This window comes from Photobacterium sp. HL06, from assembly GCF_059552575.1.
On record NZ_CM183914.1, the window covers coordinates 2,628,153 to 2,648,766 of the forward strand.

Genomic DNA, 20,614 nt, shown 5'->3' on the forward strand with positions numbered 1-20,614 from the left:
TGGGCGGGTAACTATGGCTTTGGAATTACAATCTATAAGATCGGCAAAAGTGAGCTTCGGATTAATACCAGCTATAGCTATATTCATACTAAGCCTGCCTGTTTAAGCAGGGGCAGCGGGCCAGCGGTTAAGCACAAGGATACGGTGAGATTTGATAATACATTTATCGACTAAAGGATGCCGCCCACTTTCTCGCACCTTGGTAGGTCTTATGATATTCGCCTTCATTAGCAGTATTCGATTTCCGGCTATCTTTCACAGCAGGCTAACAGCCATTGCGAATAAGTGGCCGTTATTAATGGCATGTCGTTTTTCCCCGAAGCTGTGGTGCCTATGTACCTTTTGCTGCCTTCTCTTCTCTACCTATTCACAGGCTGATACCGCAGCTAAAAATAATGCTAACCTCACCAGTCACAAGATGAAGGCAATGTATGTTTACCACTTCGCCAACTTCGTACGATGGGCGGGTTCCCAGCCAGTATCAATTCGTTTTTGTACCTTAGGCAGAGACAGGGTTACCGTCACCCTGCAGCAACTCATCAACAAAAAAAATCAGACAAGCACGCCTGCTTCCATCACCGCATTGAACAACATCGATGATGCCATCGGTAGCTGTGAAATACTGTATATCACCGCAAACAGGTCGCGACTTTTAAAAAAGATCCCCCTTTATGCAGGAATGCTTACAGTAAGTGATAGTCAGCACTTTCTTCAAAACGGCGGAATGATAGAGCTTCGCTCCGTAAAAAAACGGGTTAAACCTGCAATCGCTTTGGATAATGTTAAACGGGGTCAGCTAACTATTAGCTCTCAATTATTAAGAATAGCGTTGCTGCCATCAGATCTCACTGGAGGCGTGCGTGAGTAAGTTTATCGACCGCCTATCACTAAGCCAACGGCTTTCAATTCCAGTAATGAGTTTTATCTTATTGATATTAGTCAGCTTCCAATTCGTCACCTATCAAAGCTATTTAGATATAGAAAAAGAAAACCTGCTAAGGCGAACCCAGGTGCTCGCTGAAGGTGTCGGTATGAACCTAACCGCGGCCGTTTTATTTGATGATAGGATCATTGGTGCTGAAATTCTGTCAGCCTTCAAAGCGGATCCTCTCGTTGCCCGAGTCCGCCTTGAGCACCCTGATCACAGCTTATTTGTACAGTATATCAATGACGAAATTGAATTCACTTCCCCTTCATCCAATCAACAACACCAGGTTTCAGCACAGAGTTACCATTTTGGTTCCGAGATGCTTTATCTCATTGTACCTATCATGCTGAATGGCGAACCTATCGCCCATATGCATATCGCAGTATCTTTGAAAACACTAAAGGAAATGCGCCTTACTCACTTCAAAATCAGCTTTTTCTTACTGCTCGCCTTATTTGTTATTAGTGCCTATATCGTGAATCGAGTGCAATACTGGGTTATCCAACCGATCACTCAACTAAACCAAGCCATGACCCGGATTATCAAGGATGAAAGCCCGATACCATTTCGTCCGCAGGCACAAACCTATGATGAGCTCGGCGAACTGGTTAGCTGCTTTAACAGTATGCAAGATAGGCTCAACGAGCGAGATACCAGGATCCAAGCAGCACTAAGCCAGCTTGGTGAAGAAAAAGCGTTTGCTGACGACGTTATCCGCACCGTTCAACATGCTTTGCTCGTGGTTGATCACCAGGGAAAAGTCACCTTAGCCAATGATGCTTGCCTTGATGTACTCGGCCTTCCGGCAGCAAAAGCACGTGGCCTAAATTTCATTGATATATTACATTGCGAGCACCCTGGTACGTTTAAACAACAACTTAAGGAGGTACTCGAGGGGCAAATTCAGCTCGACCACACTTTAATTATGGGTGCAGCCTCAACAGGCCAGGCGCGCACCTATCAGATAGTCAGCCGCCCACTGGTACACCGAAAACAAACACTCTTTGCCATTGAGGATGTGACCAAGAGGCAACAAGCAGCGAGACAACAGCAGATGGCAGCTAAAATCTTCGATTGTAGCCAGGATGCAATCTTGCTTTTAAGCGACTCAGGAAAAATAAACATGGTCAATCCTGCTTTCAGCCAGTTTCTCGGTTACAAAGCGGATGAAGTCATCGGGCAGCACTTCCATAAGCTACTTGATTTAGCCACCTACAGCAAAATGGAGTTATCTATTCGCCAGGCCCTCAAAACTGCAAAGCACTGGCAAGGTGAGATGAATCAGCTGTGCAAAGACGGTTCCTACATTCCTTTGTTTGTACGAATAAACAACATACAAGACAGCCATAGCAAGGAGGTTCAAACTGTCGTCATTGCCTCAGATCTACGTTCGATGAAGAAGATGCAACGGTTAGAACACCTTGCCACCCATGACCCATTAACCAACCTGGCCAACCGCAGCAAGTTACGACAGGAATTAAAACATCAACTCACAAAACAACAAACAAGCTCAGCCATATTTGCAGTCTTATTTATCGACCTTGATGACTTTAAGGCAGTCAATGACAGTTATGGTCATAACGCCGGGGATAAGGTACTCAAAATCATTGCTGAACGACTGATCCGCACCGTACGTAGAAGCGACCTGGTCGCCCGTTTAGCTGGCGATGAGTTTGTGACGATAATCAACCCCGCCAATAGCCGGGCTGATGTAACGCTAACCTGCAAACGAATATTATCAAGGATTAAAGAGCCGATGAATTTAGGCAAAAAAACGCAACTCAACGTAGGTGCCAGTATTGGTTGTTACTATGTTTTTGCTGGTGAATATCAGGACGTGGATGATATTTTACGGCGGGCAGATAAAGCGATGTATAGTGCGAAGCTCTCTGGCAAAGGGCAGATTATCGAGTTCAACCCATTCAAGCAAGACTAGAGCCCCCCCTCAACCATGGCACAGTCAACTGCGCCACTCCGACTAATAGGAGTGACGCGACTCGATGGCGTAGTTAGCTACGTTTTGCACACTTAAATGTACCATTCGAGTTGAACCAAAGTGCCTGTGATTTTTTACGACCGATTAAAATAGGGCCGTCATCAAAAAACAAAAAGTTCTTCCAGTTTCGCTTGAACACGCCCCACTTGGTCTCAATCACATTATACTTTTCGTAGCAGAAAAATACCGTGGTGTTATCTTCCCAATCAATAAACTCAAGCAGTTCGAGTGGTAGGTCAATGTCATCACTATCCCAGGCCTGCTGCCAGTCGACCGATTCAGACCATATTTTCTGTTCATGTGCCCAATCGCCTTTCTCAAAGTGATCGGCATCTGCGCTCTGGCTGCTAATATGCTCTCGCCAAATCTGTGCTGAACGTGCTTGGGTAAAGGGTTTAATCTGCTCTAAATCAGCTGCCTCGACAGGCATAGAGGCGTGGGTAAAAATCCACTTGCGGGAATAGCTATCTAACTCTACGTAGTTCATTCGTCGACCTAACAAAACATTGACGGGGCAATGTACCTTAGTCGATCACTTTGTTCCAGTATTCAGGCTCATTTCATCGTGAAATTGGTACAGCGGAAGGAAGCACCTCAATAGGAACCGGGGACGATGTAAACATTATCAATCAACCGGCTCCTTTTCTCGTATCAATTATTTAGCATCCCAGAAGTTGCTGACCCAACCACCAATATGCGCATCATAATGACAGCCACTAAACTGTTTTTCTGCCACCGGTGATGTTTGACTTTGTTCATCTAATAACTGAGAGATATGGCAGGCCATCGGATCCCCCCGATCCACCAGGCGTTTTCTCGTGGCCACTTCTTTGATGATCTGTAAACGATATGCCGAATTCATTTTTTTCATTGCACCTAACCTCTCTCAGTTAAACCCAACTAAAAATAGGAGTGAGTCCGCAAATCGTCAACTTTCCATCATCAAACCGTCATAATTATTCAGTAATACGTCGTATAAAAAACAAAATAAATTCAAAATGTTAGTAGCCAGTCCTAACCCTGCCTCATCGACAAGAAAATCACATATCCACTAACTCATTAATAATTAATGAGTTATTTTGAAAGAAAACTTTCATCTTTTTATCGTAAACCACAATCTCATAGATTAGAGCAAACCGGGAGTTTCATGCCCTGTATCAATTTTGCAATCATAAAAGCAGTTTTTCTGAGCCAATGCATTACAATACACGCTTCAGAAAATGGCACATCATACTGTTGCTATTCAACACGATGAGCCGCCTCAATAATGCCGGCCGTTGCTGCACCAATATAAGAACAGATAACTATGTATAACCTCGCCACCAACCTAGAACGCAATGCCACCTTCAGGGGTAACAATACCGCTCTCATATTTCAGGATGAAGCCACCAGCTACCAACAGCTCAATGTCATGGTAAACCAAGTTGCTAACCAACTGGTTAAGCTTGGTATTAAACCTGATGATAAAGTGGCGATTTCATGCCCAAACACCCCGGCTTTTGTGGTTGGTTATTATGCTATTCAAAAAATCGGAGCGATTACCGTTCCGTTAAATGTGATGCTAAAAGGGCCCGAGGTCGCATACCACCTGGATGATTCCGATGCCGTTGCACTTATTAGTTTTCAGGGCAACAGCGCCCTACCATGCGGGGAGTACTGTTACGAAGGATTCAGCCAGACAGATAGCTGCTTGCACTATATCCTGATTGAGTCTGAGGGCAATGGCACACCTATCCCTCAAGATGCCCACCGCTTCAATCAGTGGCTGCAGTCACCTGAGACCAATTTCGATGCTGTCTACAGAGCCGCAGAAGATACCTGTGTGATCCTCTACACCTCAGGAACAACGGGTAGAGCAAAAGGCGCCGAGTTAAGCCAGAGCAATATGTTGTGCAACGCACAAGCCTGCCAGGCCCTGACTAACCAGAAAGGAACCGATGTGAGCATGGCGATCCTGCCCTTGTTCCATACCTTTGGCCAGTCACTGATCATGAATACCTCAATCCTTGCTGGCAGCGCCCTGGTACTGATCCCGCGTTTCGTACCCAAAACCGTCATGCAGCAAATGCACCAGCACAAAGTCACTCATATTGCTGGCGTACCCACAATGTTTATTGGCCTACTGGCCTTTACCGAAAAGCATGCCAGTGACCACATCAAGGAAATAGCTGCCACTTTGAAAGTGGCTATTTCTGGCGGCGCGTCGATGCCTGTGGAAATTCTGAAGCAATTCGAGGCCAAGCTAAATGTACCAGTGATCGAAGGCTATGGCCTATCCGAATCGTCGCCGGTAGCAGCTTTTAACCACCTGGAATATGAGCGCAAGCCAGGCAGTATTGGTCAACCGCTGCCAGGCGTCACCATGAAGGTGGTTGATGACAAAGGTAACGAAGTTCCTCAAGGAAAAGAGGGCGAGCTACTGATCCGTGGCCATAACGTCATGAAAGGGTATTACAAGAAACCTGAAGAGACCGCAAAAACGGTGGTCGATGGCTGGTTGCATACCGGTGACATCGTACGTATGGATGAAGACGGTTATGTCTATGTGGTCGACCGCCTGAAAGAAGTTATTATCAAGGGTGGATATAATATTTATCCTCGTGATATTGAAGAAACCTTCATGACTCATCCCGATGTCCACCTGGTTGCCGTTATTGGCGTACCGCACAAAACCTACGGTGAGGAAGTAAAAGCCTTTATCGTGCTAAAGGAAGAGGCAACAACCACCAATAAAGCATTTGTTGCCTGGGGGCGTGAGCGCTTAGCTGATTATAAATATCCTCGTCAAGTAGAAATTGTCGATGCCCTACCAATGACAGCGACGGGTAAAATCCTGAAGCGATTGCTGCACTAAGGATACACTCCTAAAATAAGTGCTGAACAGTGACCTTTCCTCGTTACTGATAGCATCAACAATACTAATGCAGGCTGCTTGCAGCCTGCCTCTATAAACGCTCAAACAACAATCTAATTCTTTCCAGAACACAGGCGAAACACCGTCTACTCTTTGCGCAATCCTGCTCTCCCTGCTAACGTTTTACAGATATACAGTAAGACAGTCGCTGTCTAGTGGGGGTTGGGTGAAAACGCAGTTGGCAATGATTTTTTTGTGGCTCGGTACCTGGTTATATTCATCACTGCTCTTTGCCGTCCCCTCCCCGGCACTCCATCAATGCACCAAAGAATTTACCTACGATTTATATTTCAGCGGCCATAAAATTGGCCATCTTACCCGAACGCTCAAATGGCGAGGCAATAGCGTCGATATCCATTCATACAGCAAAGTCAATGTGATGGTGACCAAAAGCAAACTCAAGCAAGACAGCAAAGTCTACTGGTCCGAAGCGCAAAACTCGTTTTTAACCCAGTCTTTTACGCGTAAAATCACTGGCCTGCTGGCAGGAAAAACCTCTGCAACCTTTAGTGCCGACGGGCGTCAATCATCGATACGAAGTGATGGCAAAACACTAAACTTTAGCAGCAATGATATCCCAATACGCGATGGCGATGCCGTTGGCAGCCAAATCAGGCTTAATTTAATCGAAGGGAAAAAGAGCTTTAATTTCAAATTACAAGATACCGACGACATCGATCACTATTATTTTGAAGTAAAGCGAGAAGAGAAAATCGATACAAACTTTGGTCGCATAAATACATTCAGGGTGGAGCAAGTTCGTAAAAGCGATCGCAAACTGGTGATGTGGTTTGCACCTGATATTGACTACCAGCTTGTGAAAGCAACCTATAAACGCAAGATCCTCAACCTAAAAGCGATACTAAAACGTCAAAGCATTCAGTGCCCGCGGGCAAACCCACTAAAAACGGCAGAAAAACAATAACAGCAGCCAATCACAATCGTGATTACTTCATTGTTACCTTTCCACCAATCATTTTAAAGGTCGGCGCACCGCGAACAAGCGTATCACGGGCGAATACAACCTGGCAGTTTGGGCAGGTACACGGTTGTAGCGTATAGTCTTTACTTATCCTTTCCTTGAAACACTTAACCAGGGCACCTTTGCCCCCTTTTCGATATTTGAACAGTTGAGTTTTACAACCGGCGCAAAACACATCGACGGTTTTGGTCGGGCCTTTCTTGTTTGGTTTTGCCATATTTGGTCAGTTTGTACCTTTAAATGGGACTGCGGACATCGGCAATCAAGCGGTCAATCTGCGTCAATTGTTCATCTAGCACCCCAGCTAGATTGCCATACTTCGGCTGTTGGCGGTCATTTTCCAACGGATGATGCCAGCCTTGGGTCGTTTCAACAAATGTTTTGGCAAATTGTTCAGAGATAGACAAACATCCAGCTAAAACGGTGTCCACATAAGTCTGCATGATTGGTTGCAGTTCACAAGGAGCGTCGGGGTTAACCCTCACATAAGCCCAGATAGGATCGCTCAACGTCGCCTCGCCACTTACAACGACCTGCATCGGGTCCAACTCAATGCGCCGATAGCCTTTCTCTCTTTGATCGAACTCCGCCAGAGAGTCACAGCCAACGTTGACTAAGACCCCATTGCAGTGCCCCTCGCCAACTGCCGCAACCAGAGGTGCAATTTTATAACGACCATCAACTTTGCCCCATTGGCGCTGCAAGCCGTTCACAACCGCTGGAACAGCCTTGCCTGTTTGGCCCGTTAACTGGCGAGAATGGCGATTGATTAAACTTCCATATCCAAATATATACATGCGTGCTCCTCTACTAACTCTCCCTAAATGGGCAAACCAAAAAAGAGGGAAAAGTGCTGCCACTCTTGTTGCAGGATCTCCAAGTCCCCTTTTATGAACCTTACCTCTTTGCCAGGCATCGCCTGCGCCAGCTTAGGCATATCAACCCGAGCTATACAACCTAGTTTAGGGTATCCTCCCAAGGTCTGGCGATCATTGAGCAACACAATCGGCTGGCCATTAGGGGGAATTTGGATTGCTCCGTAAGCGATAGCCTCAGAAATAATTCCGTCAATATTTCCGGTAACGGCCGGGCCTTCCAACCGACAGCCCATACGATCCGTCTGTTGAGTTACTTTATAGGCCCCCTGGTAAAATAGCTGCTTTGCCCCAGAAGAAAAATGGTCGCACTGGTACGATTCAATAACCCGCAATTGTATCGGTGCTGAATAATCCGGAATATACCGGGTTGGTGACTGTAGGGGTTCAAAGTCGGCCCCTTCCGTGAAAGTATTCTCTACTTCCAGCCTATCTGCCAGCTGCAAGGCCCTTCCGGAGTCAATCCCGCCCATGCTGTTGCGTGTTACTGCAGAGCTACTGCCAAGCACCCTTGGGACTTTAAGACCGCCCTTAACCGCCAGGTAGGCACGCAAGCCAGCTCGTGGGAAGGAAAACTTAAGCTCCTGTCCTTCCCTTATCAGGAAGCTTTGCCAGGGGGAAATTGGTTCACCATCTACAGTCGCTGACATATCGGCCCCGGTGATCGCACAGATCACATCACCATGGGCCTTAAAGCATGCCTTTCCTAAAGTGATTTCAAGCTGTGGGCAGCCCATTGCATTGCCAACCAGGTAATTAGCCCAACAGTAGGCATGCAGATCTACTGCGCCGCCCTGGCTCAAGCCCTGATCGCCGACGCCCAACCGCCCGATATCCTGGATCAGCGTTAGCATGCCAGGGTGTATTACTTCCAATGAGGCCAAATACCACCTCCTAACTGTATGAACTTATCTCTGTCAATGGGTTCAAATTTCACCCGGTCGCCAACCTTGAACGGTGTCATCGGTTGCTGGTCCGGGGAAAACAGCTGCTGCGGGCAGTTACCTATAATTTGCCAGCCTCCTGGAGACTCTGCCGGATAGACCGCCGTTTGGTCATTGGCGATCCCGACGCTTCCTGCCGGGATTTTCAGCCTTGGCTCTGCGTGCCTTGGGGTTGCAACCAGGGGATCAACCGACGCCAAAAAAGCAAACCCCGGCGCAAAACCAATTGCACACACGGTATAGAGACGTTGGCTATGGCACTGAATGACCTGCTCAGGCGTTAATCCTGTCTTGCTGGCCACCGCCAATAAATCCGGCCCAACATCCTGATGGTAATAAACGGGCAAAGTGATCAGCTTACCGGCATGAGGCTCATTGGCAGGTATAGCCTGGGCCAGTTGCGGGGCATACTGCATAATCGCATTTTGCAAGGTGCGGTATGTTATCTGGCGGGGGTGATACTGGACAAAAAGAGACGTATAAGATGGAATAACTTCAACCAGCGACTTGGGATAAGCCTCTTTTAAGTACTGGGCTAACAACCCAATACGCTGCGTCAGTTGCGTATCAATATGCTCACCAAAATATACCATCAAGCTAGTTTCTGACACAGGCTCAACTCGAATCATGGATTGAGCACCTTATGTAGGGCAGCTATGGTGGCAATGGATTCGTCGTTATCACCATGAACGCATACCGTATCTGCTTTCAAAGTGAGTGTCTTGCCCGACATCGTTGTTACCCGTCCTTCGGCCAGTTCAATAACCTGCTGTTTGATCTGGGCGGCGTCATGATAAACCGCTCCAGGCTCAGTTCTAGCAACAAGTGAGCCGCTATCATCATAAGCCCGGTCAGCAAATGCCTCTTGCAACAGCTCGACATGATGGCGCTTGGCAATTTTCAAGTATTGGCGATTATCCGTTTTGGCTAGCACCACCAGCTTGAGCGCTATTTGACGCTTCAGGTTCAAACCTGCGACAGCTTCAACAATCGCTTCGAAGATAGCCTTATTGCCCATCATATCGTTATAGAGCGCGCCATGAGGCTTGATGTAGTTGATCTGGCCGCCCTGTAGCTGGCAGATCGCCTCTAGCGCACCGGCCTGATAAGCCACTAGCTGGGTAATAGAGGACAAAGAATGGGGAATACTGCGACGACCAAAGCCTACTTTATCGTCGTATCCAGGGTGAGCACCAATGTCGACCTGGTGCGAGAGTGCCCAAGAAACAGTTTTCGCCATCACATCCGGATCGGAAGCGTGAAAACCGCAGGCAATATTGGCCATATCGATCCAAGGCATCACCGCATGGTCATTGCCCATTTGCCAGGTACCAAAGCTTTCACCCATATCACAGTTCAATTTCATCGCGGATCCTTGCCTATGAAATAGTTACACTAATCTGATTAATTTAACCTTATACATAAACTAAACAGTAATCAATTAGAGTGAAATTAGCGAAAAGATCTGAAGGCGAGAGAACGAAAAAAGGCTTACCTTTCGGTAAGCCTTTTAATGAGATGGTGCCCCGGGCCGGACTTGAACCGGCACAACGCGAACGTCGAGGGATTTTAAATCCCTTGTGTCTACCAATTCCACCACCAGGGCACGCAATTCTGGATTGCGGTGCTCGTAACTGATTTAGTTAGACACCATCTTTGATATTGATTTAATCAACATCTCAAAATTTGTAGCGACGCGGCAGGCTAGATACACGAAGTTACTCGTGTGCAAACCACATCACTTAAAACTGGAGCGACACACGAGGTTCGAACTCGTGACCTCAACCTTGGCAAGGTTGCGCTCTACCAGCTGAGCTAGTGTCGCATAGTTGGAAAAGGATGGAGGCGCGTCCCGGAGTCGAACCGAGGTCCACGGATTTGCAATCCGCTGCATAGCCACTCTGCCAACGCGCCATCATTTTTCCTAACCGCTTATCGGGCCTCCCCGCTGCGGTATGTGGTGCATTCTACGTATTGCATCTCATGAGTCAACAGTAAAATACAAGAATTCCTTTTGTTTGCTTGAATTATGCGCAATTGCTCTATTTATATAAGCTTTTAGCTCGAATAATCACCTTTATGCCCATCTAGCTTTTCACACTATCAAGTCATAAGTATCCATAAGCCACTAAAAAGCGTCTTTTTAGTTTCATACAATTAGCCAAAAACGCTATATATCTCTTTCTCACTCTTGAGATCGCTTCAACGCGGTATCTCTCTACAAATTCCTAATGCACCCATCTAGGTAACTTATGCTAATGCCAATATCAAAAAAGCCACTCTGCAATGCAAAGTGGCTCTCATGTCTCTACTATACGGTTACCTAGCTATTGACCAACTCTACCGCTTCGCGTACCAATCGGCCTATTTCATCCCAATCACCCGACTCAATCAGCTTCGGCGCCACCATCCAAGTCCCGCCACAGCAATGTACACGATCTATCGCCAGGTAATCACAGACATTGGCTTTACCTATACCACCTGTCGGCATCATGGCAATATCAACATACGGTGCCAGCAGGGATTTAATCATATTGATCCCCCCTGAGGCTTCTGCCGGGAAGAACTTCAAAAATGTCAGTCCCAACTCTAAAGCTTGTTCAATCTGGCTAGGGTTATTGACCCCCGGCACCATCGGGATCTCTTGCTCTTGGCAATAACGAACTGTGTTTGGATTTAACCCTGGGGCTACCACAAACTCCGCACCTGCGGCTTTGGCCCGGTCAACCTGCTCGGCATTGAGTACCGTCCCGGCACCAATACACATATCTGGATACGCTTCACGCATCAGGCGAATAGATTGTTCAGCGGCCTCTGTCCGAAAAGTTACCTCGGCGACAGGCAGGCCATTTTCCACCAGCGTTTTGGCCAGTGGAACCGCTTGCTCAACATTATTGATTTGAATAACTGGAATAACTTTGAATGCTTTTAACTTTTCGATCAGTTGCTGAGACATTAATTTATGTTCCTTCAATTACATTAACTCTTTCATTGCATCAGACGGAATAATTGCACCTGGATATTGAATGACAATCGACGCCAAGTGGTGGCCTAATTCTGCAGCAGCGGTCTCCGAAACGCCGCTCAGCCGACCTGCCAAATAGCCAGCGGCAAATGAATCACCGGCCGCGCAGGTATCAATTACATTATCAATGATATTGGCAGCGACATAAACAGTCTCTGGTTGATCTGCCTGAAGTTTGGTAACTATCTTGCAAGGCTCACTTCCCCGCTTAATCACAATTTCCTGGCAACCAAAATCCTGGCACCGTCCAACAATATCACCGTTTCCCCAGACCAAGCGGTCATCACCTTCGGTGATCAGAGCAATATCAACAAATGGCAAAACCTGTGAGTACCAATACTGGGCTTGTTTCGATGTCCATAACTGCGGCCGGAAATTATTATCAAACAGTACCTTTCCGCCATTGGCTTTATGCTTATCTAACAACGTAATTAATACTGCTTTTGCTTCTTCGGCCAAAATAGCAAGGCTCACCCCACTGATATAGAGCGCATCAAAACGATGCTCGTCTATAGCCTGCTCTAGGGGTGACCATAGTTCCGAGAAATAAAATTTGGCTGCACTATCATTACGCCAATAGTGGAAATGGCGCTCGCCACTTGGCTCAGTTTCAACAAGGTAGATCCCCGGCAGTTTGTTCTTCAATTTTCGCACCATATGGGTATCAATCCCTTCAGCCTGCCATGCTCCTAGCATGTCTTGGCTGATGTTATCGACACCCAATGCTGTCGCGTAACTGACCACTAGTTGCCGTGAAGATCCCAGTCGAGCTAGGTAAAGCGCTGTATTGAGTGTATCGCCACCAAAAGTCCGTTGCAGAGGCTGACCACTCAGTTCGATCATGCACTCTCCAAAAAAAGCTATTTTCACGCTACCACCCTCGTTTTGTCTGCGCTTAATTAAAAGCCTAACGGATGTTGCAAACCTTACTGCACCATAAAGGTCTGCATTCAGACAACTTTTAGAGAATTATTTTGCAGCCTTCAAATTACTACTGTGTAGCAAGGCTTTGCACCACCAAACTCTCGTCTCATCCTTCATACAGCTCTAACGGTAGTCCATCTGGGTCTTGAAAAAAGGTGTACTTCTTACCGGTATACTCATCAATCCGGATCGGCTCAACTTCAACATGACAATTGACTAGGTGATCCACAAAGGCTTCAACAGACTCAACTACAAAGGCTAGGTGCCGTAAACCTCTGGCCTCTGGAAAGCTGGGCCTTGGCGGTGGTGAAGGAAACGAAAACAGCTCAACCTGGCTCCCATCAGGCAGCTGTAGATCCAGCTTGTATGAATCTCGGGCTTCTCGGTAGTTTTCGGCAATCACAGACAAGCCAAGGATTTCCACATAAAAATGTTTCGACTTCGCATAGTCAGCACAGATAATCGCTGCATGGTGTAACCCTTTTAGCATGAATTTTTATTCCTTTTAACTAACTGCCGCTTAGTCAACGGACTTGTTCGGTACGAAAGAGTATCAGGATCAATCCCAAGCAAGAAGCCCCTGCTCCGATTGACGAAAATAATATTGTTGACGCATGCTACCTCCTTGAACCTGACTTAAACTATCAACATTTCATAACGCTAACTCTTTTCTACCGTACTAAATCAAAAGGAGCCATAGTGAGCTCCTTTTCACATATATAGGCATCAAGAAATTAACTTAGCAGCTCATATTGAGTTAAAAGGTCAACGAACAAAATCGAAGTACATTAAATCATGTATAAACAATTGCGCAATTATCTAATATTTTATGTAAACATTACTTCTGCATGAGGTAAATACAATTAATTCAACATCAGCATATGAATGAATTGAGGCCTACAAATCGTGATGGCGCTCTAATTAAAACCTACAATAACTTTCACACTATATAACCCATTATCATATTAAAAGATAAAAAAGATAAAAAAGATAAAAAAGATATGGCTCATCATGGATGACGCTCTTAACAATAAACAACGACAATCTGATCAACAAAATAAAACTAACGTCTAAATGATAAAAGATGCAGCAATTCAATAGCCATAGATAAGGCACAAGTTATGTCCACTAATTGTAACGATAACTACGCCGCTTTATCTAGGCGCCTCAATGCTAATTTATAAAGCTTATCCGCTTTAAAGACCTCTTCCTTGCTTGGTCGTGTATCATTTCGATAGACCCAGTAACAGGATGTAATCACACCTCTTACTTCAGAAGCACTTAAAAAAGAAGGGGTGGCTAATGCTGTCAGTTCAAGAATCAAAAAGCATAGCTTGTAATGAAAAGGAACCATATGAAAGGCACGGTAGGCATCTTCAATAGCAGCTGTTGCTTTATTAGCATTGCGCTTTTCAAAAGCTTGCTCAACTAACTCTCCCCCTTCTTTTAGGCGTAGGTTGATTTCGGTATGACATGCTTCAAGCAGCTTAACCTGGCTTTGTATCAAAACATCATCATCAGCTTGTACACAGAGTTTTCGAGCTATCTGCATCGCTTTCTCATATTGTTCCGGCATACCACAAAAACCATATAGCCTGGCTATATTCAAAACGGCATAGTAATCATCAATAGGCTTGTCTTGAATATTTATCTTACTGACAATTGTAAAGCAACTTTCAATTTCACCATGTAGGCAAGCCAAAACAGCCACACCTACCAATGAGCATATTTCACTTTCGTAGCGCTCTTTTTCCGTATCACCCAACACATTCTGCTCATGGATACTGTGCCTCGCCTCATTGACAAGCTCTAGATGTTCAGCACTATCCTCGGTATAGATGCTAGCAAGCATTAATGAGATGGCAATATTGATATAAACGCCGTAACTATAACGATTTGTCCCTGAAACTTTGCTAATAAACCGCTGATAGCCAATTGCTGCTTTTTCATGCTGGTGCAAAACTGCGTATAAGTTGGCAATAACAAGCTCACGTAATGGATTAGCCGGGTTAACCTTATGTAACAAATGAAATTGCTCAAGCGCTTCAGGTACCCGATCAGATGCAATCAGGCAACCAGCCAAGTGTTTTCTCGCTAATGGCTGTTTGGGGTGTCTAGCCAATACTTCCTGGAATACAGCTTCTGCTTGTTTAAGGTCTCCTAATCCTTTAAGTGCCTGCCCAAGACCAATTCTTGGCCATGAATGATCAGTCTGTTTACAGGCTTCCTCATAAAACTGTTTTGCTTCCTGATGGCGTTCCGAGCGCAATAAACAATCCCCATGAATTCTATCTATATACCCTTTATATTGAGGGTGAGATACTTTAAACCGCTGACAAAGGCCAAGCGCGGTTTGATACTCTTTATTATCGACAGATAATAATAAGGGATACAAAGCTGACTTCCGTGCCGATACCATATTTATACGGCCAACAAACACTTCGGCAGAAAAAGGCTTGGTCAAATAATCATCGGGCTCTAATTCAATAAAATGTGATACGACTTGCTGGGTATTATCACCCGTGACACACATAAATACGCCATCACTAGGGAGGAGTTGACGTTGTTTAACTTCGTCAAAAATAAGTCCGCCGTCAATATGGTGACGCATGTTATAGTCACTAATTACGATATCGTAGTGATGGGTCGCTAACAGGCGAATAGCTTTGAGACTATCCATGGTACTGTCAATATTGTCATTAGAGATACCATGTGCATTCAACATCGAGCGCATCAACGAAATGGCAGTATTGCAGTCATCTATCAACAAATATTTCTTACCAGTGATCAACTTTGCAATCCTCCAAAGTTATTTACCTAGCAGATAAGCTCCCTCTTCAATAAAGAGTAGTAAAGAAAAACAGGCATATGCAACACAATACAACCACAAAAATTTAATACAATAGCCGTTATCACTAAATCAAACATTATACTGATCCGATGTGATCTGGCAGACATATATGCCTTGACAGCAATTGATTTCATTATCTTTTGCTGATAGGTGATTATAGCTAAGTGTTAAATCTTATAAGGGATGAGGTTTTTATAAATTTAGGATTATTTCGTCTACCTCAAAAGTATAAAAAGATGGGCAAAAGCCCATCTTTTTAATATTAAACTAATTGGAGATCACATTTGTTATAGAAATAACAATTATCTTTTCACTTGCCGCCGAATCGTCAAGTAGGCAATACAGCCAAATATTATAAATAGTAATATTGGCCCTCCCCAAAGAAGGTATGTTTTAGGTTCAAATTTTGGTTTATAAAGAACAAAGTCACCAAAACGACTGGTCATATACTCCACAACTTCATTATCAGATTTACCTTGATCGACCATCTGATAAACCTTTAAACGCAGGTCTTTAGCAACGGGCGAATTGGATTCAATTAAGTTTTGGTTTTGGCATTGTGGGCAACGTAAGTTCCGTGATAAGGCAATTGCCCGCGTCTGATCAACCGCAGTACGAAATTGGAACGTCTCTACCGACTCCACTAATCCACTCTCAGCAGCTACAAACACCTGCTGAACCTGGCTATATACCGGGGCAACCCAGCCAAGCCAACCCACAAGCAGAATACTTACGCCCACATGCCACCATCGCTTTACCGATAAAAACTGCATCATAATGTGGCACCTGATAGCTGCTTAATAACCGGGGCAAACTCCTGCTCCCAGATTTTAGGGGTTAGTGCTCCAACATAGCGGTGGCGGATCACGCCATGTTGATCAACAAGATAACTTTCAGGTGTACCATACACCCCTAAATCAATGGCCAGGCTCCCTTTCGGGTCAAAGATTACTGCTCGGTAAGGGTTCCCCGCACGGGCTAATTCCTCCAGTGCCGCCTGGCGCTCATCTCGATAGTTGAGTCCAATAATTTTTACCTGCCCTTGCTTTGCCAAATCCATCAAGAATGGGTGTTCAGACTTACAAATACCGCACCATGATGCCCAGACATTCAGCAATTGAACCTGTCCTGTCAGTGAGGCCTCTGTCAATGTCAGCTGATCTTGCTCAAGGCTGCCAAGGTTGAACTCCGGCACAGCCCTCCCCTGCAACGGCGACGTTGCAACTGTGCTTTGGGCTTGCATTGCCATAATAATGACACTGCCAGCTAACAGGACAAAAACCAAAGGGAGAAAACGGCTTATTTTCATTATTATCTCCGTCACTATTTCCAAACAACAATTGTTGCAGGGGCTAATACTTTATTCTCACTAAACTGTGCCGCTCTCAGCCTGTATCTTGCCAAGACAGCAAGGGCGCCACCTAGCATCATCATAATGCTACCAATCCATAACCAGCGAACAAACGGCTTATATTGTATCCTGACAGCATAATCAGTCCGGTTCAGTTTCTCTGCCAAAGTGATATAAATGTCGCCATTCCAATACCATTTGATCCCCGGCTCACTCATATTCATCGTACGAACCGTGTAGTGGCGACGCTGTGGCTGGATCATGGCTTCAAACTGACCCTCCTTGCTTACTTCGATATTGGCCTGCTCTGCCGTATAGTTTGGCCCTATAAATAATTCTGTTTCCCGGTAAGTAAACTGGTAGTCACCCAGAGTGAGGACATCACCTGGCCCCATTTTATTGCTCGTTTCTACAGAATAGTAACTCACCAGGACAGCTCCAATAATCGTCACGGCGACCCCGCAGTGGGCAATCACCATCGCTAACAACCTAAATGAAGACAGCGTCATTTTCCGCCCTCTTGAGGCTGTTGTTCGAAAGTAAAAAGCCTGTATTGCCGTTAATGAAATCCAGAGTGCCGTAATAAATGACAAACAAACAACGAGGTTAATACCACGCTCAAACCAAACGGAGAGTGCAACACCGAGAACGATTGAAACCGACATCGGAGCCAGACTTCTGGTGATCAAATCATCGGTTGACGCACGGTGCCAACGGATCAGCACGCCAAACCCCATAAAGATAAAGAACAGGAAGCTAAGCGGTACAAACAGCGTATTGAAATAAGGAGCCCCGACAGAGATATTCCCCAGATCCAATGCCTGGAAGACCATAGGGTAAAATGTTCCGAGCAAGATCGTCAGTGTGGCAACAGCGAGTAAATTATTACCTGCTAAGAATGTGGTCTCTTTCGACAAAAAACCAAACTTGCTCGGGTGACTATATCGGTCGATATTTATCGCGAATAGGGTTAGCGAGATAATCAGCAGCGCCCCGAGTATAGCAAGTAGCGTCATACCACGGGTGGGATCAACGGCAAAGGCATGAACAGAGGTTAGCACGCCCGAACGAACGATAAAGGTGCCAAGCAGGCTTAATGAAAAGGTAAAAATGGCCAGCAACAACGTCCAGCTTGTCAGTGCTTTACGATGCTCGGTAATGATTAAGGAATGCATCAAAGCCGTTCCTGTTAGCCAAGGCATTAAAGAGGCGTTTTCTACCGGATCCCAAAACCACCAGCCCCCCCAGCCAAGCTCATAGTATGCCCACCACGATCCGAGCGAGATACCGCCCGTCAGAAAAAACCAAGCGCCTACTGTCCATGGTCGGCTCCAGCGCGCCCACGGTATGGTGGTATCTTTGGTGGTCAATGCCGCGATGGCAAAAGCAAAACTCACCGCAAAGCCGACATAGCCGAGATACAACATAGGTGGGTGGAAAATCAAACCAATATCCTGCAGCATCGGATTGAGATCCCGCCCTTCCAAAGGTGCTGGAAGTAGGCGCAAAAACGGATTCGACACCAATAGGAGGAACAGGCAGAACACTGCAGTCAAGATAGCCAGAGTCACTAATACCTTGGCAATAAAGCGTTCATCACGCTGTCGGCAGCAAAAGGCAACGGCTGCCATCCATGCCGAAAGTGAAAACAACCAGAATAAAAACGACCCCTCATGCCCGCCCCATACCGCGGCAATTTTAAAAAACAACGGCAGTTGTGTATTGGAATGCTGGGCGATATACGCAACTGAAAAATCATCAGTTGCAAAGCTGTAGCCCAGCAAACTGATAGCAACAGCGATAAAGATAAAGGCGCCATAACTTAACGGCCAGGCATAGCGGATAAGGTATGAATCCTTCTTTAATAAACCGACGACTGGAACTGTCCCTCCCAGCAACGCAAAAGCAAATCCCAGTATTAATGCATAATGTCCAACTTCAGGGATCATTGAATTTCCTTAAAAATTTGTCCTACCACCATCATCCTGTAACCCAAGAATGCCAGCCTTGCCTTTGATCAATGAAGCTCGACTATTTGTCATATGTTTTATGCTTCATCGGACAAATCAGGCTATTAACAACCACCAAATATACAGCGAGTTGATTATATATACTGTACCTAAAACAAATCGTCACAGCGGGTGCTGTGACGATTTCAAGCAAGTCAACAAACAAGCATTACAGGGTAGTCATTTGGCCTGCATACAAAATGAATGTACGCAGCATCAGTACCCCCACCAGGCTCAACGTGGTAACAAGCATAATAAAGGCTTTATTGTGCTTAACACCTTGCGAGCTCACCGCATTGAGGCCAAGTGGTACTAGCATGCCTGCACCAATTACCCCATACCAAAACCATGTTGCCCAAAAGCCGCCACCGATGGCTGCCATCGCTGCTGCCTGGCTCTGCCCACCACCGAAGTAAAGCCCGGTGAAGAAAGCAACCAGTACAAACAACTCAAACATCACCACAGGTCGCTCGAACTTATGGATCCACTTCACACTGGCACTGTGCGCCGATTCTTTAAACGCCACCACTCCGAACAGCAGGCAAGCCGCTGCACCAGAAGACAAGCTAGAGAATAGGAACAGTATCGGTAGAATTGGATTGTTCAGTAATGGGAATGTCTGTAGTGCCGACAGTAAGAAACCTGTATAGGCTGCCAGAACCACAGCGAGGAAACCAAGGAACAGTTCCAGGCTATTCTCAAAATGCTCTATTAGATCCACGACCTTACCAACAATCGGCAGGCGGCCATTTAGCAGCTTCATCAAGTCATGTTTGAAGATCACTGCAATCCAGGCAAACAGCACAATCATGTAGACCTGGAACAGCAGAACCCCCATCGACATTACCGAGGTTGGGTTATAGAAGATCATGATCTTCCAGAACGACAACGGCTTGGTCAGGTGGAAAATCAAAATCGTCAGGCCAGCGATAATACCAAACGGCGCTAAAATTGCTGTCGCCTTAATGATCCCATTCAGACTCGGGTGGCCCTCGATCACCTTACGTTTCAGATAGATCGAAATCATTACCGCACCGGCAGACATCCCTGCCAGGAACAGATACACAGCGATGATCCAATCCCAAACTAGTGAATCAAAATAAAAGGCATCGGCAAATGTAGTACTCATCCTTTTATCTCCCCTTTTCCGTGTGGCACTTTATACAGTTTCGGCTGCGTTCCCAGTTCCACTTTTGAGCGATAGACTGTCTTTTGCTCAATCAGCTGAGACACCTTACTTTTTGGATCATTCAAGTCACCAAAAGTCAGTGCCTTAGTTGGACATGACTCCACACAAGCCGGCTCTTTACCTTCTTTCAAGTTAGTCTTACGGCAAAAATCACATTTATCCGCAGACTTGGTTTCAGGGTTAAAGAATCGGACCTGATAAGGACAAGCTGCCAGGCAGTAACCACAACCGACACACTTAAAGCCATCCACATCGACAATACCGGTTTCAGGATCTTTAAATGCCGCCCCTGTAGGGCAAACATGCACACAAGGTGCGTTATCACAATGCTGACAAGAGATACGGGTAAACTGATAGTCAACATTTGGGTACTCACCCTGAGGCTCGCTCCTGACTATCTGTAGTCGGGAAACACCTTCAGGTACCTTATTCACTTCACGGCAAGCTTCAGTACAGGCCGTACAACCAATACACAGTGTTTCGTCATGCACCATGCCGTAGCGCTTTGGCCCATCTTCCATCGTCGCTGCAAGCGTCTGGCGGCCCAGCAAGTTACTGCCACTCACACCAGTGGTAAAGATAACCGCCCCGGCACCGGCTAAAAAATTTCGTCTTGAACACGTCAT

Annotated in this window: 20 protein-coding genes and 3 tRNA genes; 4 read left to right on the top strand and 19 right to left on the bottom strand. The window is 45.8% G+C overall.

Translation table 11 applies throughout. The annotated features are described in order from the left end of the window. Positions 1-298: 298 nt before the first annotated feature. Both AC51G0_RS12110 and AC51G0_RS12115 read left to right on the top strand, forming a co-directional pair. Complete coding sequence (locus AC51G0_RS12110; RefSeq protein ID WP_496298727.1) at positions 299-868, top strand: YfiR family protein; 570 nt, start codon at positions 299-301, stop codon at positions 866-868. Further along, positions 861-2,864, top strand: coding sequence for a diguanylate cyclase domain-containing protein (locus tag AC51G0_RS12115; protein ID WP_496298729.1), 2,004 nt, complete (start codon positions 861-863; stop codon positions 2,862-2,864). The genes AC51G0_RS12110 and AC51G0_RS12115 overlap by 8 nt, the downstream gene beginning before the upstream one ends. A 73-nt stretch (positions 2,865-2,937) precedes the next feature. Here AC51G0_RS12115 and AC51G0_RS12120 read toward each other — a convergent pair whose 3' ends face one another. Together AC51G0_RS12120 and AC51G0_RS12125 are read right to left on the bottom strand one after the other, a co-directional pair. Further along, the gene (locus AC51G0_RS12120) at positions 2,938-3,411 is read right to left on the bottom strand and encodes a DUF2947 domain-containing protein (RefSeq protein WP_496298731.1); all 474 of its coding nucleotides are present in this window, start codon (positions 3,409-3,411) and stop codon (positions 2,938-2,940) included. A gap of 168 nt (positions 3,412-3,579) precedes the next feature. Beyond that, positions 3,580-3,795, bottom strand: coding sequence for a hypothetical protein (locus AC51G0_RS12125; RefSeq protein WP_496298732.1), 216 nt, complete (start codon positions 3,793-3,795; stop codon positions 3,580-3,582). 435 nt (positions 3,796-4,230) lie between these two features. Here AC51G0_RS12125 and AC51G0_RS12130 point away from each other — a divergent pair, with 435 nt between their 5' ends. After that, the gene (locus AC51G0_RS12130) at positions 4,231-5,778 is read left to right on the top strand and encodes a long-chain-fatty-acid--CoA ligase (protein WP_496298733.1); all 1,548 of its coding nucleotides are present in this window, start codon (positions 4,231-4,233) and stop codon (positions 5,776-5,778) included. A gap of 226 nt (positions 5,779-6,004) precedes the next feature. After that, positions 6,005-6,763: a DUF3108 domain-containing protein gene (locus AC51G0_RS12135; RefSeq protein ID WP_496298734.1), complete on the top strand. Its 759-nt coding sequence runs from the start codon at positions 6,005-6,007 to the stop codon at positions 6,761-6,763. 22 nt (positions 6,764-6,785) lie between these two features. Here the strand turns inward: AC51G0_RS12135 and AC51G0_RS12140 are convergent, their stop codons facing one another. The 17 genes from AC51G0_RS12140 to nrfC form a co-directional block, all read right to left on the bottom strand. After that, a complete protein-coding gene (locus AC51G0_RS12140; protein ID WP_496298735.1) occupies positions 6,786-7,037 on the bottom strand; it encodes a hypothetical protein in 252 nt (83 codons plus the stop codon). Positions 7,038-7,056: 19 nt separating this feature from the next. Further along, positions 7,057-7,617, bottom strand: a complete 561-nt coding sequence (locus tag AC51G0_RS12145) for a gamma-glutamylcyclotransferase family protein (protein ID WP_496298736.1) — start codon at positions 7,615-7,617, stop codon at positions 7,057-7,059. A 23-nt stretch (positions 7,618-7,640) separates the two neighbouring features. Next, positions 7,641-8,549, bottom strand: coding sequence for a 5-oxoprolinase subunit C family protein (locus AC51G0_RS12150; RefSeq protein WP_496301933.1), 909 nt, complete (start codon positions 8,547-8,549; stop codon positions 7,641-7,643). Between the two features lie 11 nt (positions 8,550-8,560). Then, positions 8,561-9,268 (bottom strand): 5-oxoprolinase subunit PxpB, encoded by a 708-nt coding sequence (pxpB, locus tag AC51G0_RS12155; protein WP_496298737.1) that lies wholly within the window; start codon positions 9,266-9,268, stop codon positions 8,561-8,563. Further along, positions 9,265-10,005 carry a 5-oxoprolinase subunit PxpA gene (locus tag AC51G0_RS12160; protein ID WP_496298738.1) on the bottom strand — a complete coding sequence of 247 codons (741 nt, stop codon included), beginning with the start codon at positions 10,003-10,005 and terminating at the stop codon, positions 9,265-9,267. The genes pxpB and AC51G0_RS12160 overlap by 4 nt, the downstream gene beginning before the upstream one ends. Before the next feature lie 153 nt (positions 10,006-10,158). Next, positions 10,159-10,245: transfer RNA gene (locus AC51G0_RS12165), tRNA-Leu, on the bottom strand. A 143-nt stretch (positions 10,246-10,388) separates the two neighbouring features. Continuing rightward, a tRNA-Gly gene (locus tag AC51G0_RS12170) sits at positions 10,389-10,464 on the bottom strand. Positions 10,465-10,479: 15 nt separating this feature from the next. Then, a tRNA-Cys gene (locus AC51G0_RS12175) sits at positions 10,480-10,553 on the bottom strand. Positions 10,554-10,962: 409 nt separating this feature from the next. Continuing rightward, a complete protein-coding gene (locus AC51G0_RS12180) occupies positions 10,963-11,595 on the bottom strand; it encodes a bifunctional 4-hydroxy-2-oxoglutarate aldolase/2-dehydro-3-deoxy-phosphogluconate aldolase (protein WP_496298739.1) in 633 nt (210 codons plus the stop codon). 18 nt (positions 11,596-11,613) lie between these two features. Further along, a complete protein-coding gene (locus tag AC51G0_RS12185) occupies positions 11,614-12,507 on the bottom strand; it encodes a sugar kinase (protein WP_496298740.1) in 894 nt (297 codons plus the stop codon). Between the two features lie 187 nt (positions 12,508-12,694). Then, on the bottom strand, positions 12,695-13,078 hold the full coding sequence (gloA2, locus tag AC51G0_RS12190) for an SMU1112c/YaeR family gloxylase I-like metalloprotein (RefSeq protein WP_496298742.1): 384 nt from the start codon (positions 13,076-13,078) through the stop codon (positions 12,695-12,697). Positions 13,079-13,732: 654 nt separating this feature from the next. Then, on the bottom strand, positions 13,733-15,379 hold the full coding sequence (locus AC51G0_RS12195; protein ID WP_496298744.1) for a tetratricopeptide repeat protein: 1,647 nt from the start codon (positions 15,377-15,379) through the stop codon (positions 13,733-13,735). 362 nt (positions 15,380-15,741) lie between these two features. Further along, positions 15,742-16,215 (bottom strand): heme lyase NrfEFG subunit NrfF, encoded by a 474-nt coding sequence (gene nrfF / locus AC51G0_RS12200; RefSeq protein ID WP_496298745.1) that lies wholly within the window; start codon positions 16,213-16,215, stop codon positions 15,742-15,744. After that, the gene (locus tag AC51G0_RS12205) at positions 16,212-16,748 is read right to left on the bottom strand and encodes a DsbE family thiol:disulfide interchange protein (RefSeq protein ID WP_496298747.1); all 537 of its coding nucleotides are present in this window, start codon (positions 16,746-16,748) and stop codon (positions 16,212-16,214) included. Before AC51G0_RS12205 ends, nrfF begins: the two co-directional genes overlap by 4 nt. Positions 16,749-16,762: 14 nt before the next feature. Beyond that, a complete protein-coding gene (locus tag AC51G0_RS12210) occupies positions 16,763-18,739 on the bottom strand; it encodes a heme lyase CcmF/NrfE family subunit (protein ID WP_496298748.1) in 1,977 nt (658 codons plus the stop codon). Positions 18,740-18,968: 229 nt separating this feature from the next. Beyond that, on the bottom strand, positions 18,969-19,928 hold the full coding sequence (gene nrfD / locus AC51G0_RS12215) for a cytochrome c nitrite reductase subunit NrfD (RefSeq protein WP_496298749.1): 960 nt from the start codon (positions 19,926-19,928) through the stop codon (positions 18,969-18,971). Beyond that, positions 19,925-20,614: a cytochrome c nitrite reductase Fe-S protein gene (gene nrfC, locus AC51G0_RS12220; protein ID WP_496298751.1), complete on the bottom strand. Its 690-nt coding sequence runs from the start codon at positions 20,612-20,614 to the stop codon at positions 19,925-19,927. The genes nrfD and nrfC overlap by 4 nt, the downstream gene beginning before the upstream one ends.